The sequence below is a fragment of the Affinirhizobium helianthi genome, assembly GCF_042680945.1.
Taxonomy (GTDB): domain Bacteria; phylum Pseudomonadota; class Alphaproteobacteria; order Rhizobiales; family Rhizobiaceae; genus Neorhizobium; species Neorhizobium helianthi.
Genome location: NZ_JBHUEQ010000003.1, coordinates 231,642 through 247,103, shown reverse-complemented (window position 1 = coordinate 247,103; position 15,462 = coordinate 231,642). Strand labels below are relative to the sequence as shown.

Annotated in this window: 17 protein-coding genes; 8 read left to right on the top strand and 9 right to left on the bottom strand. The window is 58.4% G+C overall.

Annotated elements, in window-relative coordinates; translation table 11 throughout:
- Nucleotides 1–179: 179 nt before the first annotated feature.
- Nucleotides 180–488, bottom strand: a complete 309-nt coding sequence (locus ACFSE1_RS01770) for a hypothetical protein (protein ID WP_377395663.1) — start codon at nucleotides 486–488, stop codon at nucleotides 180–182.
- Between the two features lie 538 nt (nucleotides 489–1,026).
- Here ACFSE1_RS01770 and ACFSE1_RS01765 point away from each other — a divergent pair.
- Entirely contained in the window at nucleotides 1,027–1,566 is a 540-nt protein-coding gene (locus ACFSE1_RS01765) for a nuclear transport factor 2 family protein (RefSeq protein ID WP_377395660.1), read from the top strand.
- A 145-nt stretch (nucleotides 1,567–1,711) separates the two neighbouring features.
- Nucleotides 1,712–1,915: a hypothetical protein gene (locus tag ACFSE1_RS01760; protein ID WP_377395657.1), complete on the top strand. Its 204-nt coding sequence runs from the start codon at nucleotides 1,712–1,714 to the stop codon at nucleotides 1,913–1,915.
- Nucleotides 1,916–1,919: 4 nt separating this feature from the next.
- Here the strand turns inward: ACFSE1_RS01760 and dusA are convergent, their stop codons facing one another.
- Nucleotides 1,920–2,954: a tRNA dihydrouridine(20/20a) synthase DusA gene (gene dusA, locus ACFSE1_RS01755; RefSeq protein ID WP_377395654.1), complete on the bottom strand. Its 1,035-nt coding sequence runs from the start codon at nucleotides 2,952–2,954 to the stop codon at nucleotides 1,920–1,922.
- A 317-nt stretch (nucleotides 2,955–3,271) separates the two neighbouring features.
- Between dusA and ACFSE1_RS01750 the strand changes: the two genes are divergently transcribed.
- The 4 genes from ACFSE1_RS01750 to ACFSE1_RS01735 all read left to right on the top strand — a co-directional run bounded on the left by ACFSE1_RS01750 (nucleotide 3,272) and on the right by ACFSE1_RS01735 (nucleotide 7,021).
- Nucleotides 3,272–4,252 (top strand): ABC transporter substrate-binding protein, encoded by a 981-nt coding sequence (locus ACFSE1_RS01750; protein ID WP_465269744.1) that lies wholly within the window; start codon nucleotides 3,272–3,274, stop codon nucleotides 4,250–4,252.
- 62 nt (nucleotides 4,253–4,314) lie between these two features.
- Nucleotides 4,315–5,307, top strand: coding sequence for a FecCD family ABC transporter permease (locus ACFSE1_RS01745; protein WP_377396551.1), 993 nt, complete (start codon nucleotides 4,315–4,317; stop codon nucleotides 5,305–5,307).
- Entirely contained in the window at nucleotides 5,304–6,065 is a 762-nt protein-coding gene (locus ACFSE1_RS01740) for an ABC transporter ATP-binding protein (protein WP_377395648.1), read from the top strand. Before ACFSE1_RS01745 ends, ACFSE1_RS01740 begins: the two co-directional genes overlap by 4 nt.
- Nucleotides 6,066–6,115: 50 nt before the next feature.
- Entirely contained in the window at nucleotides 6,116–7,021 is a 906-nt protein-coding gene (locus ACFSE1_RS01735) for a DMT family transporter (RefSeq protein ID WP_377395644.1), read from the top strand.
- A gap of 156 nt (nucleotides 7,022–7,177) precedes the next feature.
- Here ACFSE1_RS01735 and ACFSE1_RS01730 read toward each other — a convergent pair whose 3' ends face one another.
- From ACFSE1_RS01730 to ACFSE1_RS01715, 4 genes are read right to left on the bottom strand one after another with little or no spacing between them, the layout of a single operon-like run.
- Complete coding sequence (locus tag ACFSE1_RS01730) at nucleotides 7,178–8,590, bottom strand: ABC transporter ATP-binding protein (protein ID WP_377395641.1); 1,413 nt, start codon at nucleotides 8,588–8,590, stop codon at nucleotides 7,178–7,180.
- Entirely contained in the window at nucleotides 8,587–9,408 is an 822-nt protein-coding gene (locus ACFSE1_RS01725) for an ABC transporter permease (protein WP_377395638.1), read from the bottom strand. Before ACFSE1_RS01725 ends, ACFSE1_RS01730 begins: the two co-directional genes overlap by 4 nt.
- On the bottom strand, nucleotides 9,405–10,343 hold the full coding sequence (locus ACFSE1_RS01720) for an ABC transporter permease (protein WP_377396549.1): 939 nt from the start codon (nucleotides 10,341–10,343) through the stop codon (nucleotides 9,405–9,407). Before ACFSE1_RS01720 ends, ACFSE1_RS01725 begins: the two co-directional genes overlap by 4 nt.
- A gap of 10 nt (nucleotides 10,344–10,353) precedes the next feature.
- Entirely contained in the window at nucleotides 10,354–11,874 is a 1,521-nt protein-coding gene (locus tag ACFSE1_RS01715; RefSeq protein ID WP_377395635.1) for an ABC transporter substrate-binding protein, read from the bottom strand.
- Between the two features lie 171 nt (nucleotides 11,875–12,045).
- Between ACFSE1_RS01715 and ACFSE1_RS01710 the strand changes: the two genes are divergently transcribed.
- Nucleotides 12,046–12,732: a fumarylacetoacetate hydrolase family protein gene (locus ACFSE1_RS01710; RefSeq protein WP_377395632.1), complete on the top strand. Its 687-nt coding sequence runs from the start codon at nucleotides 12,046–12,048 to the stop codon at nucleotides 12,730–12,732.
- A gap of 23 nt (nucleotides 12,733–12,755) precedes the next feature.
- Nucleotides 12,756–13,283, top strand: coding sequence for a gamma carbonic anhydrase family protein (locus ACFSE1_RS01705; RefSeq protein WP_377395629.1), 528 nt, complete (start codon nucleotides 12,756–12,758; stop codon nucleotides 13,281–13,283).
- Between the two features lie 9 nt (nucleotides 13,284–13,292).
- On the opposite strand, the gene ACFSE1_RS01700 is transcribed toward ACFSE1_RS01705, so the two are convergent.
- The 3 genes from ACFSE1_RS01700 to ACFSE1_RS01690 are packed head-to-tail and all read right to left on the bottom strand — an operon-like array spanning nucleotide 13,293 to nucleotide 15,413.
- Nucleotides 13,293–13,691: a Fur family transcriptional regulator gene (locus ACFSE1_RS01700; RefSeq protein ID WP_377395625.1), complete on the bottom strand. Its 399-nt coding sequence runs from the start codon at nucleotides 13,689–13,691 to the stop codon at nucleotides 13,293–13,295.
- On the bottom strand, nucleotides 13,688–14,515 hold the full coding sequence (locus tag ACFSE1_RS01695; protein ID WP_377395622.1) for a metal ABC transporter permease: 828 nt from the start codon (nucleotides 14,513–14,515) through the stop codon (nucleotides 13,688–13,690). The genes ACFSE1_RS01700 and ACFSE1_RS01695 overlap by 4 nt, the downstream gene beginning before the upstream one ends.
- Nucleotides 14,505–15,413 carry an ATP-binding cassette domain-containing protein gene (locus tag ACFSE1_RS01690; RefSeq protein ID WP_377395619.1) on the bottom strand — a complete coding sequence of 303 codons (909 nt, stop codon included), beginning with the start codon at nucleotides 15,411–15,413 and terminating at the stop codon, nucleotides 14,505–14,507. Before ACFSE1_RS01690 ends, ACFSE1_RS01695 begins: the two co-directional genes overlap by 11 nt.
- Between the last annotated feature and the right edge of the window lie 49 nt (nucleotides 15,414–15,462).

The window sequence follows — 15,462 nt, the reverse complement described above, 5'->3', positions numbered from 1 at the left end:
GCATCCTGGCAGAAGGCACGGCCATGCCCGCCTTCCGCTGTGAGGTGCGGGCCTGCCGCCGCGCTCAACGCTGCGTCGGTCCTCTTGCGGAAGGATGCCTGCCCGTCTGCTTCACTCCGGTGACCGAATTGCCGAAACCGGTCGAGGATTTCCTCATGCTCGTCGCGGACATGGCCAGTTCATTCGGGGGGAGAAAGAATGATCTGGCTTGGCTTTGTAGCGCCGATCCCGCTCAGCTCCTCATGGCTGAGAAGATCCTGTCTTGCGCCTTCGCGCCGAAGAGAGCCAAAGCCTTCCGCCACTGGCTGGCGAAAGTATCTGCCCCGCCGAAGCCGAAGCCCGCGCCTACCCTCGCGCCACCGCAGCAACAGCCTCAGCACACACAATACGAAACCCGGCGGTATGATGAGCCAGAGCGCCTTGATGACATCTGGGGATGCGCGGAACGTGGCCAGCAGATCGGCAGCGAAACTATAGTTATCCGTCATCCTGATGGCTCCCGCACGGCCTTCGCCCCATCGGTAGAAAGCCATGCAGCCAGCAACAGCCAGCACAGCCGAGTTACCGCAGGGCACAGCACACGAAACACGAACGGAGAATTTGGCACGCCAAAGGCCAGGTTGCTTGGATAAGGCCCCTGGCGGCCGGGGAGTTGGAAAGCCGAGAACAATCGACCGCCCCGACCTTTGGGTGCAAGCACCTTGGACATGCGTCAGGGCCTCCCCAGCCATAGAAGGTGGAGAGCTTATAAGCCAAGCTCAATCACTCAGCCACCAAATAGTAGCTGAGAGGACATCTCGTATCGCGGATGCCAGCCGATGTTCTTGGGGTTTCCACGCCCCAGGACAGACCCGTTCAAGCCGGTCCCACAACCACGTTATGTCACTGTGGTTGTGGCATCCACTGCAAGATGTGACAGGTTTTTTCCGTGGATGCGTATGTCTTCACGCTCTTTGCCAGCGGCCACTGCCGGAACATCCCTCCCCCTCATCTGTTTTCACTGCTCCCAACCAAGAGGAGAAACCCATGGCTGAACTGGCTCACACCTTTGTCGAGGCGTTGAAGCGTCTGGAGGCAGAGCGCGATGTGGATGGCATTTCCGGTCTGTTTGCCGCGGCGGCGGAAATTTCCAATCCGCTGGTGCAGCATCGTCACGGCGAGGCCAATGGTGCCAAGCGCTTCTGGTCACAATATCGCGATAGCTTCGACGCGATCGCGTCCGATTTCCGCACGGTCAAGGAGGCCGACGGCACCTCTTTTCTGGAATGGACCAGCACGGGCTCCATGAACGGGCAGGATTTCACCTATGGCGGCGTCAGCGTGCTGGAGCATGACGGCGAGAAGATCACCGCCTTTCGCACCTATTTCGATACGCGCCATCTGCCTGTCGCCCATGCCTCCGGCGGCGCGGGAACGGGCCGGGTGCAGATTTCCGGCAAGAGCAATGGCGGCACCTCTTCCGATACTGAGCAGCAACTGGCGGATACGCCCGCCGATAGCAACAGCGATCTCGACCGCGCCCAGCGGGAAGCGGCAGAGCAGCGCGCCAGCGGCGGTTATAACTGATCGGGCGCTAGTTGGGCGCGGGCGGGTCCGGTCCCTGTCCGCGCCATCGTCCAACGTCTGCAAAGACAAATCACACCGCGTTAAAGGGTCATAAAGTCGGATTTGCCATAAATGCCGCAAACAAGCATTGACTAAAGGAAGTAGAATGATCGGCTTCGTCAACACTCACAACCAGCCCGTGTTCATCAATCCGGCGCAGGTTTTGTATGTCACCGTTTATGAAGCCGATGTGTCGATTATTGCGCTTGCCCTGGCTGGCAATGGTGGCAAGCCGCTCTCGCTCTATGTGCGCGGCAATGTCGATTATGTGCAGCGCCGCATTTCCGGCCATATGCAGGAAGATGTCTGATTGTTTATCCGGCTAATCTTTCCGCATCCGCCTTTGGCCCGGCGCTGAGATCGACGGCGGCAAAGGCGGTGGCGATCAGCTCCGGGCTTGCGCCCGGCTTGGTCGCTTCCGATGAAAGTATCTGCCGGAAGCGCCGCGCTCCCGCGAAGCCCTGAAACAGCCCCACCATATGCCGCGTGACATGGTGCAGCCGCCCGCCCGAGGCGATCACCTCATCCGCATAGGCCATCATCGTGTCGCGCAGCGCCAGCCAGTCGAAGTCTCGCTCCGCCTCGCCATAAATCGCCGCATCCACGCCCGTCAGCAGTCCGGCATTCTGATAGGCGGCGCGGCCCAGCATCACGCCATCCACATGCTCCAGATGCGCCGTCGCCTGGGCCAGATCCTGAATACCGCCATTGATGCCGATGAAAACATTCGGGTTCGCCCGCTTCATCGCATAGACGAGATCGTAATCCAGCGGCGGGATCTCGCGGTTCTCCTTCGGGCTGAGGCCCTGCAGCCAGGCTTTGCGGGCATGAATCCACACCGCATCGCTTCCCGCTGCAATCACCTTGCCCAGAAATTCCGGCAACACCTCTTCCGGCTGCTGATCGTCCACACCGATCCGGCACTTCACCGTCACCGGCAGGCTCGTCACCTGCTTCATGGCCGCCACGCATTCCGCCACCAGATCCGGCGTCTTCATCAGGCATGCGCCAAAGGTGCCGCTCTGAACCCGATCCGATGGACAGCCGACATTCAGATTGATCTCGTCATAGGCGAAATCAGCAGCAATCTTCACCGCCTCCTGCAATTTGGCCGGATCGGACCCGCCCAGCTGCAGAGTGACCGGATGTTCCGCCGCATGGTGCGAAAGAAGCCTTTCCCGAGGCCCATGAATAATCGCATCCGCCACCACCATTTCGGTGAACAGAACCGCATTGCGCGAAAGCTGCCGGTGCAGAAACCGACAATGACGATCCGTCCAATCGATCATAGGCGCAACTGCGAAAACCGGAGCCGTGAAGTAAGCGCTGTTCTTGTCTGCGGCGGTCATTTGCAACTCGTTCTTCTTCACTCTTCGCTTCAGGCAGCGGAAATCCGTCCATTCGCGGCGTCCTTTACCACGGCTGTCATGTCAGCGGTAGGCGCTTCCTTTTCAAGGATGCTCGACTGAAAATAGAAACTCTAAAGGAGCGCAATTTTCTATTGAAGAAAGAAACTATAGATCGCCTAAAAGATGACAAATTAAATCTTGTTTATGCGGGAATTGCTGTTTATACGACCACTGTTTTTCAATGGGCTGATGGGCCATAGCAGGGGAATGAGTAACCGATGAAGCGTTTGTTGGGGCTAGCGGGATTGTGCACGGCAATGGGTTTGACAGCGAGCCCGGCGTTTTCGGCATCCACTCAATATCCGCTCAAGCTGGAAAATTGCGGCGTCAACATCACCATCAACAAAGCTCCCGAACGGGCTATTACCCTTGGCCAGAACAGCGCTGAAATCATGCTGATGCTTGGCCTTCAGGACAAGATGGTCGGCACAGCCTTCTGGCCAAACAAGGTTATGCCGGAGCTGGCGGAGGCCAATTCCAAGGTGAAGGTGCTGACGGTTGAATTCCCGACATTCGAATCCATTCTCGCCCAAAACCCGGATTTTGTGGCTGCTGCCCTGCCAAGCCTCATCGGCCCTTCGAGCAAGGTCGCAAAACGCGAAGATCTGGATAAGGTTGGTGTCACCAGCTATCTCTCGCCAAGCATGTGTGTAAAGCCCGGCGTCAAAACAGACAAATCGGGCTATGGTGATCGTTCCGCTCTTTGGAACATGGACGCGCAGTATAAAGAGATTGAAGATGTAGCCCAAATCTTCGACGTTCAGGACAAAGGCGCGGCTGTCATCGCAGATTTCAAGAAGCGTGAAGAAGCGCTGAGGGCACAAGCTCCGAAGGATGGCAAAAAGCTCTCCTATGTCTTCTGGTTCTCCAGCCCCTCGCCGTCAGCCGATGCCTATCTGGGCGGCAAGAACAGCGCCTCCGGCTTCATTGCAGATGTGCTGGGCGGCACCAATGCGATTTCGTCTGAAGCAGAATCGCCTGCTCTGAACTGGGAAACCATCATTGCTGCCGATCCTGACGTCATCGTCGTTGCGCAGGTCGATCGTAACCGCTGGGATCTTGACAAGGCGGAAGCCAAGATCAAGTTCCTGAAGTCTGACCCAGCAACGAGCCAGATGAAGGCTGTCAAAAACAATGCCATCGTGGTGATGAACGGCCAGGCAATGAACCCGAGCGTGCAAACCATTGGCGGTGCTGAAAAGATTGCTGAACAGCTGAAGGCGCTCGGACTGCGGTGAGCATCGTGGCGGAACAGAGCAGGTCGGTTACAATCGCGCAGCAGCTTCCCGTTGCTGCCGGTTTGCTCGTTGCCTGTTTTGCCGCAATCAGTCTGGTTGTCGGCATCAGTGTAGGAATTGGCGACATGCCAATTCCTCTTTCGACCACCTACGCAGCCATTACCAACAAGCTTGGCTGGACGTCGATCGAATTGAACCGCATTCATGAAACGGTGATCTGGGATTACCGGCTTAGCCGGGCTCTTGTCGCGGTTTTCTGCGGAGCAGGTCTCGCACTCTCCGGTGCGATCATGCAATCGATGCTGCGTAATCCACTAGCCGAACCTTATGTGCTTGGCATTTCCGCAGGCGCTTCGACTGGCGCTGTGGCTGTTGCCATTCTCGGCATTGGCGCTGGTGCGGTCTCCATGTCTGCAGGCGCCTTTGCCGGTGCTTTTGCTGCGTTTTTCCTTGTTGCCATTCTTTCCAACGGTGCGCGCGGCGGGGCCGATCGCACCATTCTGGCGGGCGTTGCGGCGTCGCAGCTCTTCAATGCAGCAACATCCTATATCGTCACCACCTCCGGCAACGCGCAGCAGGCGCGTGATGTGATGTTCTGGCTTCTGGGAAGCTTTGGTGGCGTTCGCTGGCCGGAATTCACCCTGGTTTCCATTGTGGTCGGTCTGGCCCTGATCGCCTGCATGCTCTACTCGCGTGTTCTCGATGCCTTTGCTTTCGGCGATGAATCGGCGGCAGCACTTGGCGTCAATGTCGGCCGTACGCGCATTATTCTTTTCGCACTGACAGCCATTATGACAGCGACAATTGTCAGCATGGTGGGTTCCATCGGTTTCGTCGGCCTCGTCGTGCCGCATGCCGCGCGCTTTGTGGTTGGCCCCCTGCACCATCGGCTATTGCCAGCCTGTGCCATAACCGGCGCAATTTTCATGGTGTTGGCAGACATCGCCTCGCGGACACTCATTCCGCAGCAAGTCCTGCCCATCGGGGTCGTAACTGCGCTTGTTGGCGTTCCCTTCTTCGCGATTATTCTTTACAGGCTTCAGCGAACCCCATGACGATCAAGGCTGATAATCTGGTCTGGAAGATCGGTTCCAAAACGGTCGTAAACGGTGTTTCTTTCACGGCAGAACCGGGAAAGATGCTTGGACTTTTGGGGCCCAATGGATCTGGCAAGACCTCACTGCTGCGCCTGATTGCTGGTTTGAAGCGCCCCAATTCCGGTCGCATCACGCTGGATCAGGCGGATCTTGGCTCCATTGGCCGCCGCACCATTGCCCAGCGCGTGGCATTTATTGAGCAACACGCGACCACCAATTCCAATCTGCGGGTTGTAGATGTTGTCAAGCTCGGCCGGTTTCCCCACCGTTCCATGTTTTCCGGCTGGACCCATGAAGATGACCGCGCTGTGACTGAAGCGCTGGAACGGACCGGCATGACAGCCAAGCGCCACGATGCATGGCAAAGCCTTTCCGGCGGTGAGAAGCAGCGCACCCATGTGGCGCGCGCGCTTGCCCAGTCTCCAAAAGAATTGATTCTGGACGAGCCGACAAACCACCTTGATGTTCAGCACCAGATCAGCCTTTTGCGCCTTGTGTCCGCCCTACCCGTAACGAGCATCATCGCTCTGCACGATCTCAATCATGCGGCCATGTTCTGCGACAATCTGATCGTGATGCAGGAAGGCAAGATTGTCGCGGCAGGTTCACCACAAGAGGTTCTGACTCGCGATTTGCTGAAGAGCGTGTTCAAGGTCGAAGCATATGTGGAAACATCGCCGCATCACGCGCGGCCCCATATCCACTTCGCACGATAAATGTGATGTGAAGAGACTTCTCATCCGCCGCATTTTTTCGGGGCCATGCTGTGAACCACGTCACTGAAAATCCGACTATCGGGATCATGCTGCGAATCCTGAGCGGCTTTCTGTTTGCCGCCATGTCCATCTGCATCAAGATGGTGGCAAATCAGGTCCCCGTGGGACAGATCGTATTCTTCCGGTCCGCTTTCGCGCTGATCCCACTTGTCGTGTTTTTGTGGGTGAGGTCTGAATTTCCCCGCGGGCTTTATACCAAGCGTCCCTTCGGTCACCTTCTGCGATCAAGCCTCGGTGCTGCTGCCATGTTCGCATCCTTTGCGTCCATTGCGCGGCTTCCATTGGCGGAGGCAACCCTGCTCAGCTATCTTTCCCCGACCTTCACCAGCATTGCCGGCGTGTTGCTGCTTTCCGAGCGGCTGACAGTGTGGCGCATCGGTGGCGTTCTGTTCGGTCTGGCTGGCGTCATTGCGCTTGTCGGGCCGGAGCTTACCCATATTGAGCTGAATGGGGAGCGCATGTGGGGCTACATCTTCGGGCTTATGATGGGGATTTTGACAGCGTTCGCTCTTATCATGGTTCGAAACCTGAGCCGCACCGAAAACCCTGGTGCCATCGCGTTTTATTTTGTCATCGCCTCAATGGTGGGCGGACTCTTCACCATCCCCTTCGGCTGGGTCGTACCGGATCTGTTCGGGTTATCCATTCTTGTTCTGGCGGGTCTGTTCGGCGGATTTGCCCATATTGCCATGACGCTGGCTTTCCGCCATGCCGAAGCTTCGCTTCTTGCACCCTTCGAATACCTCGCGATTTTGTGGCCAATCCTGGCGGATGTGATCCTGTTTCACATCCCGCTCTCTTTCGCATTCCTGATTGCTCTGCCACTGGTTTTGACCGGAGCAGGCCTTGCGGCAATGGAAGGCCGCAGAACCCGCCGCAGGGATGTGCGTGACTAAGGCACCGACGAGACGCCAGCCTCTTCCTGAACGGGTGATCCTGAGATCTACGAGATAGCATCTCGGGGCCAAGAGAAACCACCTGCAAAGCTCTCTTCTCTTTGCTTTCGCGCAGTCCGGACGCAAAACCGCTAACGCACTTTTGCTGGACCTGCGCTAGATGCCGGGATGGAGATCGATGACCCGTGTGGACACTTTGCGGGCCAGTTCGGGATCATGCGTGACCATCAGAACAGCAAGGCCGGTCTCCTCGACGATCTCCAGCAGAAAATTCATCACCTCCTGCTGGCTGACCGGATCCAGGCGTGAGGTAAATTCATCCGCGAAGAGAAAAGCTGGACGCAGCAGCAAGGCCCTCGCAAGAGCAAAGCGCTGAAGCTCGCCGCCGGATACCTGCGGCGGCAAGCGATCAAGAAGCCCTTCCTGCAGTTTCAGGCGAACGCACAATGCCTCCACCTCTTGCCAGCTTCGCCCGTGCAGGCGCACGAGATCCTTCAGCCCTGCCCGAATGGTCTGATGCGGTGCGAAAGCTGCGGGTGGATCCTGGTAAAGCTTCTGAAAGCGCAGCGGAGAAAGCTCACCATCACGGGTGACAACACCTGCGTCAGTCTTGATAAGGCCGAGGAGAATGTTGCCTATCGTTGTTTTTCCGCAACCGCTTGGCCCTACGATCGACACCACCTCACCTGCGGACACTTCGATGTTGAAGTTGGAAAACAGCAGCTTGTCGGCGAAACGTTTCTGCAAACCGCTTGCGACAACGACCGTCTTGCCCGTGGAAGCGATTGACCGATCTTCCCAGTTCTTCGGATCGGCGGCAATCAGGGCCCGCGTATAGGGATGATTGGGGTGCTTCAGGATCTGCTCTGCCGCGCCATATTCAATCAGCTTTCCATCCAGCATCACACCAATGGTTCCGCCGATCGCTTGAGCCACGGCAACATCATGGGTGATGGTGATGAGCAGGCGTCCGGCATCCGCTTCACTGCGCAGCCCTGCGGCAACCGCATCGCGCATGGCGCTATCCAGCCCCTTTGTTGGCTCATCTGCAATCAGCAACTCCGTGCCAGCCGCATGCGCAATGGCAATGGCGACGCGCTGTCCCATTCCGCCCGATATCTGGAACGGATATAATTCGCCAGCCGTTGCGAGCGAAACCTCCGAGAGGTTCTTTCCGGTATCGCGCTGGCTTTCGGCCTTGCTCTTGCCCTTCACATAGCGATGAACCTCAGCAACCTGCGCACCCACCCGCATGGTCGGATCGAGCGCCAGCCATGGCTCCTGCGGCAGCAGGCCAATACTTGCGCCCCAGCGGCGGCGGCGCTGCGCAGGCGTTTCCCGCAACAGATCGGCACCGTTGAAGATTATGCTGCCGCTTGCCGTAAGCCCTTCGGGAAGATTCCCCATCACCGCCTGCGCGACCAGGGACTTACCGGAGCCGCTTTCGCCGAGCAGGGTCAAGGGCCTGCCCTTTTCCAGCGACAGCGTTACACCGGATACGATGGCGCCCTCTGCCGTGTGGATGGAAAGATCGCGGATCTGGACGCTGTTTTTCAATTGAACATTCATGCTTTCTCTCCCTGCGCCGTCATTTGCAGGCCGAGCACCAGAAGGAAGATCAAGGCAGCCGGCAGAAGAACATGCAGCGGCGCTTCCCCGAAATAGGGCAGAAGCTCTACAATCATGCTTCCCAGTTCCGGTGTTGGCGGCTGCAGGCCCACACTGATTGCACTCAAGGTGGAGACGGCAATGATGGCCGTTGCCATGGCAAAGGTGGACAGCGTGGCGATCATGGGTGCGATGACCGGCAGAACATAATGGGTGAGTATGTAGCGCGAGCTGAAGCCAAGCATGCGCGCCGCCTCAATATGCGGCAGGGCGAGGATTGAGCGGGTGCTTGTTTTGGTGACCCGATAGAACTCGACCCAGAGCGTCAGGGCGAGCCCCAGAAAGAGCGGACCATAATTGCCGGGCGAAAAGGCGAGCAGCAAAAGCACCAGCATGAGGCCCGGCAGGGCCAGCAGCACCGTTGAGAGAAATTCAAGGCCGCGCTCCAGCCAACCGCCGCGCCAGGCGGCCAGCAGCCCGAGAAGAACACCCGGTATGGCGGCAGCCAGCATGGTGAGGAAGGCAAGACCAAAGGAAAGGCGCGCACCATGGGCCAATCGCGCCAGAAGACTGCGGCCGTAATGGTCTGCCCCGAGAAGATAGTCGCCGCCAATCGGCGCAAGGCTGGCGCCAAAATCCTGCGCTGCCGGATCGGCGGCAATAACCATTGGCCCGAGGATGGCAAAGGCGGCAAGCAGGAGCAGAAGGGCAATGCCCGCACGGCGAACGACGTTGACGCCCTCTGCCCGCGAGGAAACGGATTGGTTCAGAACAGTCATGCTTCTTTCCCCGCGCGCGGATCGAGCCAAAGAATTGCGAGATCGACGATGGTGGCAATGGCGACAAACATCAGGCCCATGGTCAACGCAGTTCCCTGCACCATCGGCACATCGCGCTCGATAATGGCGTGAACCAGCGCATGCCCGATGCCGGGATAGGCAAACAGGGATTCGACAACCACAACGCCTTCAATGAGATAAATTGCCTGCAGACCCAGATAGGAGACCACCGGGATGGAGGCATTGCGCAGCCCGTGACGGCGCACCACGACTGATTCCGGCAAGCCTTTGTAGCGTGCGAAAGCGAAATAGGGTGCCCTGGCAACGGCGGCGACGGCATTTCGCGTGACCCGGCTGGACATTGCGGCCAGACCGAGCGCGAGCGTGAGCGCTGGCAGCAGCATTTCACGCGGGGAACCGAAGCCGGCAGGCGGCAACCAGCCCAGCTGGCGTGAAAAGATCATCATGAGGATGAGACCGAGCACGAAGGGAGGAATGGCCCTGAAGGTGACGGCTGCCAGCAGGCCGCCGCGATCTGCCGCCCCACCGGGCTTGAGACCGGCGAGAAGACCGATAACAGGCCCGATCAACAGCGATAGCAGGAGCGCTGACAGGGCAAGCCAGACCGAGGCACCCAATTGTACATACAGTTCATGCGAAACGCGGCTGCCCGTGACCAGCGAATGGCCGAGATCCAGCTGTGCCAGATTTCCCAGCCAATCGAAAAACTGCACGACCAGCGGCCGATCCAGCCCGAGTTCCACGCGGACCTTCTCCGCCGCATCTGCAATACGCGCATCCGGCCCATAGCGACCTGCCGCGATACGCATGGCCGGATCCCCCGGCAGAACGCGCATCAGCACAAAACACAAGGCCCCGACCGTCATCGCGACAATGGCAGCCTGCCCCAGGCGAGGAAGAATAAACCTCTTCATCATGTTACCTTCACTTTGCCCAGTGGACAGAAGAGAGGCGGTAATTCACCTCGAACGGATCGACATCCACGCCGCTTATGCGCTTGCTGGAGGCAATGGCCAGCTCAGACCAGGTGACCGGAATGGTGGGCAATTCCTGTTGCAGGATTTCCACGGCCCGCTTCTGGAGCGGCGCACGAATGGCAGGGTCACTGGTGGAAGCCAGCTGGGACACGATCTCCTGCATGTCCTTGTTGTCCCACCCCATGGAACCCCAATCGCCACCGCCGGGGCCGTAATCCTGCAAGAGCGCGCCGACCGGATCGGGAACGATGGAGAACAATCTCGACACCAAACCCATTTCAAGCGTGCCATCCTTGTGGCGTGCCGGGATTTCGGAACTGTTGCCGACGGATACCTTGACCTCGATGCCGACCTGTCGCAATTGCGCCTGCAGCGCCGTGGCGATGGGTGGCAGCTCCGGCCAGCTGGCATAGGTGAGCATGGTGACACTGAAACGCTTGCCATCCTTTTCAAGAATGCCATCCGCACCCGGCACCCAGCCCGCCTTCTTCAACAGCTCTCTGGCATGCTCGATATTCTTCTGCTGCGGCTGGATATCCTGGAAATTCCAGCCCTGCATGGAGGGCGGGAAAAGCTGTGTCGCGGCCAGATTGCCATTGCGGAGGATGACCTTGCTGATGCCAACGCGATCTATGGCTTCGCTGATGGCCTGACGCTCTTCAACCTGATCGAAGAAAGGCGAGGCAGTATTCAGCTTCAGAAGCCGCGTGCGCGGAATGGTGGCCACCTGAACCGTGAGTTTGGGATTGGATTTCAGCCGATCAACGGAAACCGGAAGCATGGAAAACACGAGATCGGCTTCGCCGCTCTCTGCCATCAGAGCGCGCGTTTCCCCCTGCCCTACAGCCAGATAATTCACCTCGCTGATGCCCGGCTGCCCGCCCCACCACTGGCCCGACGCCTCAAGCTCCATCCGTGCAGGCGGCACCAGGCTCTTCACCTTATAGGGGCCGGTACCGATGATCTGCGTTACTTTTCCTGTCGAATCGAAGGAGGATGGAGCAAGGATGATCGTGCTGAAATGGACAAGGAATGCGGGCAAAGCCGAGAAAGGCTTGCTGAGCGTGAAGCGAAGCTCCTGCTCACCTGCCGAAATGTCCACGATGGGTGCCTGGCTGAGAAGACCAACGCCACCCAGCGAACGCTGAAGAATTGCCGCCGCCGCCTGTGCGGTAACCGGCGTGCCATCATGAAAGACCGCATGCGCACGCAGTTTGAAGGTCCAGACAAGGCCATCCCCGGAAACCGACCAGGATTGCGCCAGACCTGGCGCCAGCTTCCCCTGCCGGTCTGTCGTGACCAGGGTTTCCGCCACCTGAAGGCGGCTGAAGATATAGCCCGTCTGCGCCGGTTCGAGACCTGCAATTTCCCAAGGTCCGGCAACCTTCAAAGCCTCAGCCTGCGCATGATCCACGGGCATGGATGCGCCAAGCGCCAGCATGAGGAAGAGTGCTTTGGTGATGCGCATGATAATCTCCGTTCCGGCGAGCCTTCCAATGTTGATGGCTCCTTATGTAACGTTATTACATACGTCAACCTCGATGTGATGATATAACATGCGGAAGATGTGGATATGCAAAATCCGAGACAAGCTTTCTGTCATCGTCTACTGAGAGTGGATGGATAGAAGGATGCCTGCATGACCAACACCGTGATCCCCTTGCCCGCTCCCACACTTCTGCCCGTGACGAGAACGGATGCGCTTTTTCCTGTTCGGCGCGTTTACTGCGTTGGCCGCAATTATGCCGATCACGCTATCGAAATGGGCCACGACCCCTCGCGCGAGCCGCCCTTCTTCTTCCAGAAGAACCCGCAAAACCTGGTGACCGATGGAGTTTTTCCCTATCCGCCGCTCTCGCAGGACGTTCACTTCGAAGTCGAGCTGGTCATGGCTCTTGGCAGGGGCGGACGCGATATTCCTCTGGAGCAGGCACTGGATTGCGTCTGGGGCTATGGCGTCGGCATCGATTTTACCCGCCGCGATCTTCAGGCCGAGCTGAAGAAGGCCGGAAGGCCGTGGGAAGCGGCAAAAGCCTTCGAGGCATCGGCGCCGGTTTCCTCCCTCATTGCTGCGGCTGAGATCGGGCATCCGCAATCCGGTGCAATCTGGCTCGATGTGAACGGCGTGCGCAAGCAATCCGGCGATCTGGCGCAGATGATCTGGAAGCTGCCGGAAATCATTGTCGAACTTTCCAGGCTCTTTACGCTGGAGGCAGGCGATATCATCATGACAGGAACACCAGCCGGTGTCGGTGCCGTCTCGCGTGGCGACACGGTGACATGCGGTGTGGAAGGCGTGGCAGATCTTTCTGTCAACGTGGTGTGAAATAGGAAGGGAGGAGAAGACCGATGGCGCTTTATGGTTTGGGAGAATATGAGCCGAAGCTTCCCGCCTCGGGCAATTTCTGGATTGCCCCCACTGCTCAGGTGATGGGCAAGGTTGCGCTTGGCGACGAGGTGGGCATCTGGTTCGGCGCGGTTCTTCGCGGTGACAATGAATGGATCACCATCGGTGCACGCACCAATATTCAGGAAAACACCGTTATCCACACAGACTGGGGATTTCCCACCACCATCGGCGAAGGCTGCACCATCGGTCACAGCGCCATCATTCATGGCTGCACGATTGGCGATAACTCGCTGATCGGCATGGGTGCCACTGTTCTGAATGGCGCAAAAATCGGCAAGAACTGCCTCGTGGGTGCCAATGCGCTGGTCACGGAGGGCAAGGAATTTCCGGATAATTCGCTGATCGTCGGCTCGCCCGCCAAGGCTATCCGAACACTGGATGAAGCGGCCGCGGCGAAGCTCCGGCTTTCTGCAGAAAGCTATGTGCAGAACTGGAAGCGGTTTGCCGCGGAGCTGCGTCCGCTCTGACGGAGCTTATCAATTCGAGCAGGAGGCGCAGAGGCCACGGACTTCAATCGTGGTCTTCTGCGGCTTGAAGCCGCTCTTTTCCGCCCAGCCCGCCAGGCGACCATCGATCGTGTGATCGTGGAACTCGCTCACCTGCCCGCAGCTTTCGCAAATCGCGAAGGCCACCGTACCGTGCTGACAGCAGGCATGTTCACGATGGGCACAGGCGACAAAGGAGTTGATGCTTTCGAGGCGATGCACGAGCCCCATCTCGAGCAGCTTTTCCAGAGCGCGATAGACCTGAAGCGGCGCGCGAAACCCGTGTTCACGCAGCTTGTCCAGAATCGTATAGGCGCTCATCGGGGTCTCGGCATGCGATAGCACGTCCAGCACCAGAGACTGGTTCTTGGTCAGGTTCGCCGTGGTCATCGAGATCCTCCGGGCTCTGCCTTCGCTTCGGCCGCTGCGGAGCGGGGCCAGGGCAAAAGGCTTGCGATGAATAGGAGCAGTGCGGCCACCACGATGGATGGCCCGGACGGCGTATCCTGATAGAGCGAGCCAAACAAGCCCAGCACCACCGAGATGACACCAAAGAAGGACGCCAGGACCGCCATACGCTCCGGATTGGGCGAGAAGCGACGGGCAGTTGCGGCTGGAATGATCAGAAGTGCGGTGATCAGCAGAATACCGACGATCTTCATGGCAATGGCAATCACCAGTGCCATCAGCAGCATGAAGAAGAAGCGCGCACGCTCAGGCCGCAGCCCTTCCGCCTCTGCCAGTTCATGACTGACCGTGGAGGCAATCAAGGGACGCCACAGAAAGGCAAGCCCAGCCAGAACCATGATGCCTCCTGCCCAGATCATGACGATATCACTGACGCTGACAGCCAGAATATCCCCAAACAGGTAGCCGATCAGGTCAATGCGCACCCAGGTCATGAAAGCGACAATGACCAGCCCGATGGCAAGTGTGGAATGCGACAAAATGCCGAGCAGGGAATCTGCCGATAGCGCGTTGAATCTCTGCAGGGACAGGAGCAGCAGCGAGACGAGAACGCCGACCGCAAAGACGCTGAGCAGCAGATTGACCTCAAACAGCAGCGACAGCGCCACGCCCAGGAGGGCCGAATGCGCCATCGTATCGCCAAAATAGGCCATTCGCCGCCAGACCACGAGGCAACCGAAGGGGCCGGCTGTGATTGCAAGACCGATACCGGCAAGCAGCGCCCGAACGAAGAAATCATCCAGCATGGTGCTTCTCCGCCGAGTGTTCGTGACCGTGATCGTGTGCATGATCATGGTGGTGGTGATCATGGTGGTGATGATCGTGCGTATGATCGTGGTCGTGATGATGACCATCGCCGGGGTGGCAATGGTCCGTCACGCTACCATCGCTATGGCGCACGCGCCCATCCGGCAGATGGGTATGGTCATGATGATGATCGTAAAAGGCAATGCCCGGACGCGAGACACCGAAGAGACGCCGATAATCCTCGCTTTGGCTGACCACCGCCGGTGTGCCACGGCAGCAGACATGGCCGTTCAGACAGATCACCGTATCCGTTCCCGCCATGACCACATGCAGATCATGCGAGATCATCAGAATACCGCAGCCGCTGCGTTCGCGAATATCGCCAATCAACTGGTAAAGCGCGGTTTCACCGGCAAAATCCACACCCTGCACCGGCTCATCCAGCACAAGCAGATCAGGATCTTTGGCAATGGCACGCGCCAGAAGCGCCCTTTGGAACTCGCCACCGGAAAGGTTCTGAACTTCGGCCTTTCTGAGATGCGGGATCGATACGGCGTTCAATGCGCCCTGTATTTTGTCTTCGCTGATGCGGCCTGTGAGATGCATCAGGCGCTCAACCGTCAGCGGCATGGTGCGATCGACCGAGAGCTTTTGCGGCACATAGCCGATCTTCAGCCCTTCCGCACGTTGAACCTGCCCTTCATCCGGCTTGAGAACGCCGATAGCGAGCTTCGCAGTGGTAGACTTGCCTGCGCCATTGGGGCCAATCAGCGTTACGATTTCGCCCTGGCGAATTGTGAGATCGACACCCCGGACAAGCCAGCGTCCCTGCCGCTGGAGACCGGCGCTCGCCAGCGAAACCAGCAGTCGATCCTTTTGCGGTGGCCTATTCAGCATTCAACTTCCTGACTGAGATTGCACCCTGCTATCGCACACGCTATAGGGT